We start from the raw sequence: 12,018 nt of genomic DNA, 5'->3' as shown, positions 1-12,018 counted from the left end.
TATCAGGGAGCGAAGGCCCCAGTGGCGGTAGAGCAAGTGGCGGCAGAATCGGGCAGCAAGATCGATCCGATGCACCAGTTCCTGATCGAACCCCTGTTCGGTCGGCATTGGGTCGTCGCGGGCTACGACATCTCGTTCACCAACTCCGCGTTGTGGATGGTCATCACGCTCGCCAGCCTGTGGCTGTTCATGCTGGGCGGGATGAAGCGCGAACTGGTGCCGGGTCGCTGGCAGGCGGCGGTGGAAGGCTTCACCGGCTTCGTCTCGAACATGCTGACGTCCAACATCGGCCCTGCCGGCAAGCGGTTCGTCCCCTACGTCTTCTCGCTCTTCATGTTCATCCTCTTCGCCAACATCTGGGGCCTGACCCCGGTCGGCGTCGTGCCCGGATGGCATCCGTTCACCATCACCAGCCACCTGACCGTCACCGGCGTGCTGGCGATCATCAGCTTCGCGATCGTGCTGATCGTCGGCTTCGGCAAGCACGGCTTCCACTTCTTCGCGCTGTTCGTGCCGCACGGCACGCCCAAGCTGATGATCCCGCTGATCTTCGTCGTCGAGCTGATGAGCTTCCTGGTGCGGCCGTTCAGCCTCGGCCTGCGACTGTTCGTCGCGATGACCGCGGGGCATATCCTGCTCAAGGTGCTGGCGGCGTTCGTCATCAGCGGCATCAACCTCGGGCCGGGCTACGGCCTGCTGATCTCGCTGCCCAGCTTCCTGCTGATGATCGGCATCACGCTGCTCGAGCTGCTGGTCGCCGCCATCCAGGCCTATGTGTTTGCGCTGCTGACGAGCGTCTACCTGAACGACGCCGTCAACCTGCACTGAGTTTTCTCTTCAACCCACTTGTTTGATACGGAGTTTTGACATGGACGCAGAAGCCGCCAAGATGATCGGTGCCGGCCTGGCCGCGATCGGCATGGGCCTCGCCTCGCTCGGCGTGGGCAACGTGTTCGCCAAGTTCCTCGAAGGCGCGCTGCGCAATCCGGGTGCGGCGGACAGCCAGCAGGGCCGTCTGTTCATCGGTTTCGCGGGCGCCGAGCTGCTCGGCCTGCTCGCCTTCGTGACGATGATCATCCTGCTGTTCGTCGCCTAACCTGTGGTCGGGCCGCCGGGCGCACCTGCCCGGCGATCCGGCTGCGGACCCGCGTCAAAGGTCTTCAATGCCCCAGATTTCGCAGATCGCCGCCACTTACGCTTCGCAGATCTTCTGGCTGCTCGTCACCTTCGGTATCCTGTATTTCGGGATCGGCAAGATGATGGTGCCCAGGGTCATCGCGACCGTGGATGCGCGTGAAGGCCGGATCGCGGGCGACCTCGCCGCGGCCGAACAGGCCCGTCTCGCCGCCGACACGGTGGAAGAGGCGTGGCGCGTGAAGATGGACGAGGCGCGCGCCGCGGCGCTCGCCGAGACCAGCGCCGCCAAGGCGCAGGCCGCCAAGGCGGCCGAGAGCCAGGTGAAGTCGGCCGATGCCGAACTGGCCGAACGGCTGGCGCATCACGACCTCGCCGTCGGCAACGCCAAGGCCAGCGCCATGCTGAATCTCCAGACCGTCGCTGCCGAGGTGGCGCAGGATCTGGTCGCCAAGGTGTCGGGCCTGACCGTCAGCATCGATGCCGCCGCGGATGCGGTGCGCAGGAGCAACGCGCATGGCTAATCCCGCACAGGGTTCCGTACCTCAGGGCGATGCCGGCGATGCCGCCGTCGCCGCCAACCTGTCCGACGCCGCTTCGGCACAGGGCCTGCGGCCACGCGACGTGCGTGACGGCAGCGAACTGACCGCCAACGTCTCCGAACCCGGTGCGGAGCATGTCGCCGAGGCGACCGCGCTCGGCTTCAACACCACCGGCTGGGTCGGCATCGCCGCGCTGGTCGTGCTGGTCGGCATGCTGATCGTCAAGGTGCCGGCGAAGATCGGTGCGGCGCTCGACAAGCAGATCGCCGGCGTACGGGCGCAGCTCGACGAAGCGGCGAAGCTGCGCGCCGAAGCCGAAGCGCTGCGCAGCGAATATGAAGCCAAGGCCAAGGCGGCCGAGGCCGATGCCGCGACGATGCGGGCGCATGCCCAGCAGGAAGCGCACCAGATCATCGCCAAGGCGAAGCGCGATGCGGAGGAGCTGATGGCCCGCCGCACCAAGCGCGCCGAGGACAAGATCGCCGCCGCCGAGCGCAGTGCGATCGCCGAAGTCCGTGCGCTCGCCGCGGAAACGGCCGCCAAGGCCGCTGCGATCCTGGTCGCCGAGCATCACGATGCCGGCGCCGACCGCTCGATGATCGATCGCGCGATCGCGGGATTGGGCCGGCCCAACTGACCATTGCACTCCTCCCCGCAACGGGGAGGGGGCGTGTCGGGTCGAATGCGCCCCGCGCATTCGAGGATCATCCCGGGGGGATGATCCGACCCGCCACGCCGCCGAAGGCGGTGGGGGAGGGGCAGCCCCAAGCGGGATCGCCCGCGTCTGCCCCTCCGTCAGCGCTGCCGCGCTGCCACCTCCCCGTATCGGGGAGGATTTACCTTTTCCGATCGCGTCTCTTCACGGGTTTCCGGCGCGGTCGCATCATCAGAGCCCGCACAGGAGCAATCCCATGTCGTGGCTCATCCTTGCCGTCGCCGTATTCACCGAAATCTGCTGGGCGCTGAGCCTGAAATGGGCGGCGACCGTCGCGACCTGGCAGGCCTCGGCCATCCCGGTCATCCTCTCCTTCGTCAACATGGCGCTGCTCGCATGGGCGATGCGCGGCCTGCCCGCGGGCACGGCCTATGCGGTTTGGACGGGCTGTGGCGCGGTCGGTGTCATCATCGGCGGCGTGCTGTTGTTCGGGGATCGCGTGGGGCCGGCACAGGCCGCCTTCATGGCGCTGACCGTGATCGGCATCGTCGGCACCAAGATGTTCGCGCAGGCCTGATCTTCCGCCCGGCCGCGAACCTGCTACACAGGGCAGGTCCGTGGTTGCCGGGATGAAGCGCATGGTGTCGTTGTTGCTGCCGATGCTGTTGGTCGTTGCGCAGGAGCCGACGCGCGCGGCCGCCGCCGCCGATCGCTTTGCGCTGGATCTGCCCGCAAGCGACGCTGCGGCCGCCGCGCCCGATCCGGCCGCGACGGCGCCCGTGGAGGGCGGCGCCTTTTCGCTCGACACGCCGATCGCCGATCTCATCGCCGATCCCAAGGCGAAGGCGATCCTCGACCGCGATCTCCCCGGCCTCAGCGATGATGAGAACCTGCCCAAGTTCAAGGCGCTGTCGCTGCGCAAGCTCGCGCCGCTGAGCGGTGGCCAGATGACGCCGGCCTTGCTGGCCAAGGTCGGCGGCGACCTGGCCGCCTTGGGCGGCAGTGCGCCGCCGCCGGTCAAGCCGGTCGAAAGCCGCCGCGGCCTGCCTTCGGGTCGCTGATCGCGCGTCTGCCGTCGCCGGCCACGCGATTGTTCCCGGTACGCCATCCGGGCCTAGCCCCGCAGGCGTGCGACTCCTACATGGGCGACCATGTCCGGTTACGGTCCCCCCGATCGATTCAACGAAGAACGCGCCACCTACACCGTCCGCGGCAGCGATGCGCCCGACATCGAGGCAGGCGTCGCCGCGATCCGCAACGTGCTGAAGACTTTGCCCAATCGCTCGGGCGTCTATCGCATGCAGGATGCCAAGGGCGATGTGCTGTATGTCGGCAAGGCGCGTTCGCTGAAGCAGCGCGTCGCCAATTACACGCAGGTGAAGGGGCTGACCAAGCGGTTGCAGCGGATGATCGCGCAGACCCGGTCGATGACCATCGTCACCACCAACAACGAGGCGGAGGCGCTGCTGCTCGAGGCGCAGCTCATCAAGCGGTATCGCCCCGCCTACAACGTGCTGCTGCGCGACGACAAAAGCTTTCCCTTCATCCTGCTGCGCGGCGACCATGATTTCCCGCGCGTGCAGAAGCACCGCGGCGCACGGCGGGCGCCGGGCAATTACTATGGTCCCTTCGCCAGCGCCGGCAGCGTCAACAACACGCTGAATGCGCTCCAGAAGCTGTTCCTGCTGCGCAGCTGCACCGACGGCTTCTTCAAGACGCGCGACCGGCCGTGCCTGCTCTACCAGATCAAGCGCTGCTCGGCGCCATGCGTCGGGCGGATTGATGCCGCCGGCTACAAGGAACTGGTCGACGACTGCCGCGACTTCCTGGCGGGCAAGTCGACCAAGGTGCAGGCGAAGCTGGGCGTGCAGATGCAGGCCGCGGCGGAGAACATGGACTTCGAACTGGCCGCGCTGCTGCGCGACCGGCTGAAGGCGCTCACCTTCGTCCAGGGTACGCAGGCGATCAACGCGGAGGGCGTCGGCGATGCCGATGTGTTCGCGCTCGCCTGCAAGGACGGGGTGATCGGCATCCAGGCCTTCTTCATCCGCGGCGGCCAGAATTGGGGGCACCGCAGCTTCTTCCCGCAGCATACCAACGACGTGCCGGAGGAGGAGGTGATGACCAGCTTCCTCACCCAATTCTACGAGGAGGTGCCGCCGCCGAAGACGATCCTGCTCGACCGCGAACTGGGCGAAGGCGCGTTGCTGGCCGAGGCGCTGGGCGAGCGCGCCGGCTACAAGGTGGCGCTGTCGGTGCCGCAGCGCGGCGACCGCCGCCGGCTGATGGACCAGGCCAGGCGCAACGCGATCGAGGCGCTGGAGCGGCGGCTCGCCGAGAGCACGACGCAGGCCAGATTGCTGCGCGAGGTCGCCGAATTGTTCGATCTCGCCGAGCCGCCGCAGCGGATCGAGATTTACGACAACAGCCACATCCAAGGCAGCAACGCACTGGGCGCGATGGTGGTCGCGGGGCCGGAAGGGTTTCGCAAGGGCCAGTATCGCAAGTGGAACATCAAGGGCAACGAAGCCGCCACCGACAGCGACGTCGGCATGATGCGCGAGGTGTTCCGCCGCCGCTTCGCCCGCCAGCTGGAGGAAACGCCCGATCGCGACGACGGGACGTGGCCGGATCTCGTGCTGATCGACGGCGGCAAGCCGCAGCTGGGCGCGGCCAAGGCGGTGCTGGAGGATCTCGGTATCGAGGACGTCTGCCTGGTCGGCATCGCCAAGGGCCCGCATCACGGCCGCGAGGGCCGCGAGGTGTTCCACCTGCTCGACGGGCGCGAATTCCAGTTGCCGGTGAACGCGCCGGTGCTGTTCTACCTGCAACGGCTCCGTGACGAGGTGCACCGCTTCGTCATCGGTGCGCACCGCGACAAGCGGTCGAAGGCGATCGGCGCCAGCCCGTTGGACGAGGTCCCCGGCATCGGCCCGGCGCGCAAGAAGGCGCTGCTGATGCACTTCGGCACCGGCCGCGCGGTGCGCAATGCGAGCCTGGAAGACCTCAAGAAGGCGCCAGGCGTGTCCGCCGGCGTCGCGCAGCAGGTGTACGACTTCTACCACGCGCGCTGAACGCGCATCGTTTCTCCATTGCCGCTGCACGGCGCCCCGCTAGACTGGACGGCGTACAGGGGGATTGCTGAGACGATGACGATGCGGCGGCTGGCGCTGATGGCGCTGTTCGGGTCCACGAGCTGGGCGGCGCAAGCTGCTGACAAGGTGGTCTATCAGCCGGTGCCCGCCTGGGTGAAGCCGGCACCGGCGATCGATCCGGCGACGATCACCGCCGATTCGCCGGTGCTGCTGCTGCTCGACAGCCAGCAGCGGCTGGAGGGCGGCGAGGTGTGGCAATATACCGACACCGCCACCCGCATCGCCACCACCGAGATGCTGGGCCAGGCCGGCACCGTGAACCTGCAATGGCAGCCGGCGGCGGGCGACCTGATCGTCCACCGTGCCGAGATCATCCGCGGGCCGGAGCATATCGATCTGCTGAAGGCCGGAAAGGCCTTCGACGTGCTGCGCCGCGAGCAGCAGCTCGAACAGCGGCAGCTCGACGGGATGCTGACCGCGACCATGGCGGTGGAGGGATTGCGGGTCGGCGATATCCTGCACGTCGTCGCCTCGATCACCCGCAAGGATGCCGTTCTGAAGGGACAGGTGCAGGGCTTCCAGAGCCTGCCCGCGGCGCCGCTGAAGATCGGTTACGCCCGCGCACGGCTGCTGTGGCCGGCGGCCGACACGGTCCAGTGGCGGATCTACATGGATGCGCCCAAGCCTGCCGAGGCGACCGCCGGGGCGTATCGCGAGATCACCTTGCCATTGCCGCTCGCCAAGCAGCCCGAACTGCCCGGCGACGTGCCCGCGCGCTTCCGCAAGCTGAACGTGCTGGAGGCGAGCAGCTTTCCCGACTGGGCGGCGGTCGCGGGGGTGATGGCGCCGCTCTACGCGACGGACGGGCTGATCGCGGCGGGCAGCCCGCTCGATGCGGAGCTGGCCCGGATCAAGGCGGCGAGCACCGATCCGATGATGCGCACCGCCGCGGCGTTGCAACTGGTGCAGGAACAGGTGCGCTACCTGTTCAACGGCATGGACCAGGGCAACTACCGGCCGCAAAGCCCGGCACAGACCTGGACGGTCCGTTACGGCGACTGCAAGGCCAAGACGCTGATGCTGCTGGCATTGCTGCACGGCCTGGGCATCGAGGCGGAACCGGTGCTCGCCAACAGCAAGCTCGGTGACCTGCTGCCCAGCCGCCTGCCGACCCCGGGTGCCTTCGACCATATCCTGGTGAAGGCGAACGTGGGTGGCGAGACGCTGTGGCTCGACGGCACCGATGCGGGCGCGCGGCTGGCCGACCTGCACGATGCGCCGAATTTCGGCTGGGTGCTGCCGGTGCGGGCGAGCGGCGCCGCCCTCGTCGCGGTGCCGCTGCGCGCCCATGCTCGGCCGGATATCGAGGCGGCGATCGACATCGACGAGAGCGCAGGCGTCGGCATGCCGGCGCCGTTGACCGCGGCGATCACCGTGCGTGGCCGCCTTGCGCAGATGCTCCAGGCGGCACAGGCGCAGGCGAGCAAGGACGACATCAAGACGATGGCGACGCGGATGACCGAGAGCATCGTCGGATCGTCGACGATCATGGACCGCAAGCTCGGCTTCGATCCCGTCGCCGGCACCGCGACGGTGACGGTGACGGGCGTCGCCTATCCCGACTGGACGCGGACCGACCAGCGTTACCGCAGCACGATCGATCGGACGATCGCCGACCTCAAGTTCGAACCCGACCGCACGCGCACCGCCTGGGCGGCGCTGCCGGTCGCGACCGGCGACAGCGCCTCGTATCGCGCCGTCACCCGCATCCGCCTGCCCGCCGGCGGCAAGGGCTATACGCTGGATGGCGACCAGATCCTGCCCAAGCCGATGGCCGGCGTCACGGTCATCCGCACGGTGCGCAACGAGGGCGGTATCGTGACGCTCGACGATCGCACGGTGATGACGGGCGCCGAGGTGCCGGCGGCGGAGATCGCGGCCAACCGCGCGACGATCGCAGCGGCGAAGAACCGGTTGCTGAGCGTCGTCGCGCCCGCCGATCTGCCCAGCCAATATGCCCGGGTCGATGCGACGAAGCGGGCGGGTGGCTTTGCCAGGATCGCCGCGCTCTACGACCGTGGCGTCGCCGATGCACCCGATGAGGCGATGTCCTACACCAACCGCGCCTGGTTCTGGGAACAGATCTACGATCGCCCCAAGGCGATCGCCGATATCGGCCGCGCGATCGCGATCACGCCGGCCGCGGACAGCTATACCTGGCGCGCGCGGCTGTACCAGGAGTCCGGCGACCGGGATAAGGCGCTGGCCGACCTGCTCGCCGCGCAGAAGCTCGATCCGTCGGCGGACGACACCGTCGGGCAGCTGGCGTTGCTGCGCGCCGATCGCGGGGAAAAGGATGCGGCGCTGGACCTGGTGCAGCAGCGGATCGACGCGGGCGGCAAGAGCAAGGCGGCGATGATCGCGATGAAGGCGGAGGTGCTGGCACGGACCGGCGACAAGGACGGCGCGATCACCGCCATCGACCAGGCGATTGCGGCGAGCCCCGGCAACCCGCAACTGCTCAACAGCCGCTGCTGGATCAAGGGAACGCTGAACGTCGCGCTGGACACGGCGCTGAAGGATTGCACGCGGTCGATCGAACTGTCCGATTCGACGGTGGCGGCGCTCGACAGCCGCGCGATGGTGTTCTTTCGCATGAACCGGATGGAGGATGCGCTGGCCGATCTCACCGCGGCGCTGGACACGGCGCCCGATCAGCCGGCCAGCCTCTATATGCGCGGACTGATCCTGTCGCGGCAGGGCAAGGCGGAGGGCAAGGCCGACCTCGCCGCCGCGCGCACCATCCGCCCGCGCATCGATGAGGATTACAAGCGCTACGGCATCACGCCCTGACGCTGCGCCACGCCGCATCCTAGCTGTTTGTTCACTCCGCACGCGGTAAGGCGGGGCATGGCGACCCCCGTGTTCCTGACCGTCGATACCGAGTTCGCCTGGCGGCATCATGCCGCCGGGCTGGATGCCGTGACGATCTATGCGCGGTCGCTGGAGCCGGCCGATGTCGGCCTGACCTATCAGCTCGATCGGCTGGCGGACCATGGCCTGAAGGCGTGCTTCTTCGTCGATCCGATGCCGGCGCTGGTGTTCGGCCTCGCCCCGGTCGCGCGCATGGTGGAGACGATCCTGGCTGCGGGGCAGGAGGTTCAGCTTCACCTGCACCCGAACTGGGCGGGGGCGCAGGCGGGGGATCGCGGTGCCCGCTACGGCCGCTTCCAGATGCACGAATATACGCTGGCCGAGCAGACCGGGCTGATCGCGGGTGCGGTCGACCTGCTGGTGGCAGCCGGCGCGCCGCGGCCGATCGCCTTTCGCGCCGGTGGCTATGCGGCGAATGCCGATACCTTGCGGGCGCTGGCGGCGCTGGGTTTCGCCTATGACAGCAGCCACAATGGCGCCGAGCCGGCGGAAAGCCGCATCGGCCTCGCCCCCTCGTGCATCGCGCCGCTGCACCGGGGGGTGGTGGAGGTGCCGGTGACGGTGATCGAGGACGCGCCGGGGCTGTTCCGGACGTTCCAGCTGTGCGCCCTGTCGGCAATGGAAACGGCCGCGGCGCTGGAGCATGCTGCGGCACGGGGACACGCCGCGGTGACGATCGTCAGCCACGGCTTCGAACTGGCCAACCGGCTGGGCACCCGTGCCAATGCCGTCCACGTCCGCCGCTTCGAGACATTGTGCCGGCTGCTCGCGGCGCGGGCGGACGAGCTGCCGACGGTACATTTCGCCGATCGTCCGCCGATGCCGCTCGATCGCGACGACGCCCCGCTCGCCGCCAATGCACTGCGCCGGCGGTTGCGGCAGGCGGAGCAATTATGGTCGAACTGGGTCGCGGAACGCGCGGCGTGACCATCGTCGCCTTGAAGTTCCAGGTCGGCGCGCGAACGCTGGCGAGCGTCCGGCGGCGGCTGGTGCGCCTCGCCCTGTCGCTCGACGCGGCGCTGGCTGGCGCGGTGCCGCAACTGCCGGCCAGCGATGGTGACGGCTATCTGATTACCTCGCTGCCGGCGGCGCTCGTCAATCGGATCCGCCCCGGCGGTTATCGGCTGGCGGTGCGGCAGCGTTACCTGCGCTTCTACACCGACCTGACGATCGGCCGCGCGGCATGGCACGCCGGCCTGTCCGGCGCCGCGCGATCGACGCTCAAGCGCAAGCTGCGCAAGGCGGAGGCCGCCGGGCTGGAGGTGCGCCGCTATCGCACGTCCGACGAACTCGCCGCCTTCCATCCGCTCGCCCGCGCGGTGTCGGCACGCACCTATCAGGAACGATTGCTCGACGCCGGCCTGCCGGAGGATGCGGCCGCGGTGCGTCACCTGCATGCGCTCGCCGCCGCGGACGGGCTGCGCGCCTGGCTGCTGCTCGCCGGGGATCGGCCGGTCGCCTATCTGTGCTGTACGGCGCAAGGCAGCGCGCTGCGCTACGATCATGTCGGTCACGACCCGGCCTATGCCGATATGTCCCCCGGCACGGTGCTGCAGGCGCATGCGATCGCGGACCTGTTCGCCGATCGCTTCGCCCGCTTCGACTTCACCGAGGGCGAAGGCCAGCACAAGCGGCTGTTCGCGACCGGCAGCATAGCCTGCGTCGATCTGCTGCTGCTTCGCCCGACGCTGTCGAATCGCGCGACGCTGGCGGCCCTCGGCGCCTTCGACGGTGCCATGGCGCTTGCCAAGCAGGCGACGCGGCATCCCCGGCTCGCGGCGCTGACGAAGCTGGTGCGCCGCTGACCCATCCCCCTGACGCAGGGTGTGCGGCGCGCTATATCCCTCATCATGCACCTGCGTACCGAAGCCATCGTTCTCGCCATCCGTGCGCATGGCGAACATGGTGCGGTGGTGCGGGCGTTGACGCGGGCGAGCGGGGTGCAACCGGGCTATGTGCGCGGCGGGCGCTCGCGACAGATGCGGCCGGTGCTGCAACCCGCCAACGCGATCCTCGGCGAATGGCGGGCGCGCACCGGCGAACAGCTGGCGGCACTGACCATCGAGCCGCTGCACAGCCGCGCCGCGCTGCACGGCGAGCCGCTGCCGGCCGCCGCCTTCGCCTGGTTGACCGCGCTCACTGCGGCGGCACTGCCGGAGGCGCAGCCTTATCCGCGGCTCTACGATGCGCTGGGCGCAGTGCTCGACGCGATCGAGGCGGCGCCCACCGCCCGCGGCTGGGCGAGCGCACTCGCCCGCTACGAACTGCTGCTGCTCGCCGAACTCGGCTTCGGCCTCGATCTCAGCGCCTGCGTGGTGACGGGGGGCGATGACGACCTCGCCTTCGTATCCCCGCGCAGCGGCGGCGCGGTCAGCCGCGGCGCGGCGCATGGCTATGAGGCGAGGCTGTTTGCGCTGCCGCGGTTCCTGACCGAAGGCGGCGCGGCGGACTGGCCCGACATCCTCGCCGGCCTCGCCATCACCGGGCATTTCCTCGCCCGCGACCTGTTGACCGATCGCCGGGCCGAGCCGCTGGTCGCGCGCGAACGACTGGTCGCGGCATTGAAAAGGGCCGTTGCGTAACGGGGCGACGCGCGGCTAGTCAGCGCGCATGGCATTGATCGCACTCCTGCCGGGCGACGGCATCGGCCCCGAAGTCATCGCAGAGGCGCGCGCCGTGCTCGACGCGCTCGATCTCGACCTCGCCTATGAAGAGGCGCCGGTCGGCGGCGTCGCCTATCACACGCTCGGCCATCCGCTGCCCGACAGCACGCTCGACGTCGCGCGCCGTGCCGATGCCTTGCTGTTCGGGGCGGTCGGCGATCCGACCTGCGACAATCTGGAGCGGGCGTTGCGGCCCGAGCAGGCGATCCTGGGCCTGCGCAAGCATCTCGGCCTGTTCTCCAACCTGCGGCCGGCGACGCTGTTCGAGGGGCTGGAGGATGCCTCCGCCCTGAAGCCGGAGGTGGCGCGGGCGATCGACCTCGTCATCGTCCGCGAATTGAACGGCGACGTCTATTTCGGCGAGAAGGGCCGCCGCACCACCGCCGCCGGTGCGCGCGAAGGTTATGACATCATGAGCTATGACGAGCACGAAGTGCGCCGCATCGCCCGCGTCGGCTTCGAGACGGCACGTCGCCGTCGCGGGCAGCTCTGCTCGGTCGACAAGGCGAACGTGCTGGAAACCTCGCAGCTGTGGCGCGACGTGGTGATCGAGGTGGCGGCGGAGTATCCCGACGTGACGCTCAGCCACATGTACGTCGACAATGCCGCGATGCAGTTGGTGCGCAATCCGGGGCAGTTCGACGTGATCGTCACCGGCAACCTGTTCGGCGACATCCTGTCCGACCAGGCGTCGATGTGCGCGGGATCGATCGGCATGCTGCCGTCTGCCAGCCTGGATGACGCGGGGAAGGGGCTCTACGAGCCGATCCACGGGTCCGCGCCCGATATCGCCGGGCAGGGCAAGGCGAACCCGTGCGCCGCGATCCTCTCGGCGGCGATGATGCTGCGCCATTCGCTCGGCGCACCGGCGGCGGCGGACCGGATCGAGGCGGCGGTGGCGCAGGCGATCCGCGGCGGCGCCCGCACCGCGGACCTCGGCGGCGCGATGAGCACGGCCGCGATGGGCGACGCGGTCCGCGCCGCCCTGTGAGCGT

General features: G+C 69.1%; 12 protein-coding genes. All 12 read left to right on the top strand.

Translation table 11 applies throughout. The features are described 5' to 3' along the window. The first annotated feature begins 36 nt into the window (after positions 1-36). The 12 genes from ACTZQ5_RS00795 (at position 37) to leuB (ending at position 12,014) form a co-directional block, all read left to right on the top strand. Positions 37-828 carry a F0F1 ATP synthase subunit A gene (locus tag ACTZQ5_RS00795; protein ID WP_443583692.1) on the top strand — a complete coding sequence of 264 codons (792 nt, stop codon included), beginning with the start codon at positions 37-39 and terminating at the stop codon, positions 826-828. A gap of 40 nt (positions 829-868) precedes the next feature. After that, positions 869-1,096, top strand: coding sequence for a F0F1 ATP synthase subunit C (locus ACTZQ5_RS00790; RefSeq protein ID WP_038662560.1), 228 nt, complete (start codon positions 869-871; stop codon positions 1,094-1,096). 67 nt (positions 1,097-1,163) lie between these two features. After that, a complete protein-coding gene (locus ACTZQ5_RS00785; RefSeq protein WP_443583249.1) occupies positions 1,164-1,658 on the top strand; it encodes a F0F1 ATP synthase subunit B family protein in 495 nt (164 codons plus the stop codon). After that, complete coding sequence (locus ACTZQ5_RS00780) at positions 1,651-2,313, top strand: F0F1 ATP synthase subunit B family protein (RefSeq protein ID WP_443583248.1); 663 nt, start codon at positions 1,651-1,653, stop codon at positions 2,311-2,313. The genes ACTZQ5_RS00785 and ACTZQ5_RS00780 overlap by 8 nt, the downstream gene beginning before the upstream one ends. A gap of 274 nt (positions 2,314-2,587) precedes the next feature. Continuing rightward, complete coding sequence (locus tag ACTZQ5_RS00775) at positions 2,588-2,908, top strand: DMT family transporter (RefSeq protein ID WP_443583247.1); 321 nt, start codon at positions 2,588-2,590, stop codon at positions 2,906-2,908. 61 nt (positions 2,909-2,969) lie between these two features. Then, entirely contained in the window at positions 2,970-3,392 is a 423-nt protein-coding gene (locus ACTZQ5_RS00770; protein WP_443583246.1) for a hypothetical protein, read from the top strand. A gap of 90 nt (positions 3,393-3,482) precedes the next feature. Beyond that, entirely contained in the window at positions 3,483-5,405 is a 1,923-nt protein-coding gene (gene uvrC / locus ACTZQ5_RS00765) for an excinuclease ABC subunit UvrC (protein WP_443583245.1), read from the top strand. 75 nt (positions 5,406-5,480) lie between these two features. Continuing rightward, positions 5,481-8,279 (top strand): DUF3857 domain-containing protein, encoded by a 2,799-nt coding sequence (locus tag ACTZQ5_RS00760; RefSeq protein WP_443583244.1) that lies wholly within the window; start codon positions 5,481-5,483, stop codon positions 8,277-8,279. A gap of 57 nt (positions 8,280-8,336) precedes the next feature. Then, positions 8,337-9,287 (top strand): polysaccharide deacetylase family protein, encoded by a 951-nt coding sequence (locus tag ACTZQ5_RS00755; RefSeq protein WP_443583243.1) that lies wholly within the window; start codon positions 8,337-8,339, stop codon positions 9,285-9,287. Further along, on the top strand, positions 9,284-10,165 hold the full coding sequence (locus ACTZQ5_RS00750; RefSeq protein ID WP_443583242.1) for a GNAT family N-acetyltransferase: 882 nt from the start codon (positions 9,284-9,286) through the stop codon (positions 10,163-10,165). The genes ACTZQ5_RS00755 and ACTZQ5_RS00750 overlap by 4 nt, the downstream gene beginning before the upstream one ends. Before the next feature lie 45 nt (positions 10,166-10,210). Next, positions 10,211-10,942 carry a DNA repair protein RecO gene (recO, locus tag ACTZQ5_RS00745; RefSeq protein ID WP_443583241.1) on the top strand — a complete coding sequence of 244 codons (732 nt, stop codon included), beginning with the start codon at positions 10,211-10,213 and terminating at the stop codon, positions 10,940-10,942. A gap of 28 nt (positions 10,943-10,970) precedes the next feature. Further along, entirely contained in the window at positions 10,971-12,014 is a 1,044-nt protein-coding gene (gene leuB, locus ACTZQ5_RS00740; RefSeq protein ID WP_443583240.1) for a 3-isopropylmalate dehydrogenase, read from the top strand. The last annotated feature ends 4 nt before the right edge of the window (positions 12,015-12,018 follow it).

This window comes from Sphingomonas cellulosilytica (assembly GCF_052321755.1).
Classification (GTDB): Bacteria; Pseudomonadota; Alphaproteobacteria; order Sphingomonadales; family Sphingomonadaceae; genus Sphingomonas.
Note: the sequence above shows the minus strand (reverse complement) of the source record. Positions and strands in the feature narration are given on the sequence as shown.